This is a genomic window from Vibrio sp. 10N.222.46.A1 (genome assembly GCF_041473595.1).
Lineage (GTDB): Bacteria > Pseudomonadota > Gammaproteobacteria > Enterobacterales > Vibrionaceae > Vibrio > Vibrio tasmaniensis_A.
This window is the reverse complement of record NZ_JBFRSN010001630.1, coordinates 1-239: the sequence shown is the minus strand read 5'-3', so window position 1 is coordinate 239 and position 239 is coordinate 1. Positions and strand designations below refer to the sequence as shown.

Sequence of the window (239 nt, the reverse complement as noted above, 5' to 3'; positions counted from 1 at the left end):
TTTGCTTATTTGCTTATTATGTACGTGTATAAGCTTTTAACGTACATAAGCTATTAGCGTGTATAAGTTGCCGTCAGTTTCGCTTTGTCTAAAGCCATGCTGTTCAACGTGAATCCAACCACTGCCGACGGCGTGTTTTCGTCTAGGTTAAGTTTGTCCGTTGGTAATGCCCAAACCGTGAATTGATAACGGTGCATACCATCTTTTTCTGGAGGACAAGCGCCACCGAAACCTACCGT

Annotated in this window: 1 pseudogene; it reads right to left on the bottom strand. The window is 43.5% G+C overall.

Going from position 1 to position 239, the window contains the following annotated elements:
* Positions 1-53: 53 nt before the first annotated feature.
* Positions 54-239, bottom strand: a pseudogene (locus AB4496_RS28535) (YbhB/YbcL family Raf kinase inhibitor-like protein); the annotation flags it as partial.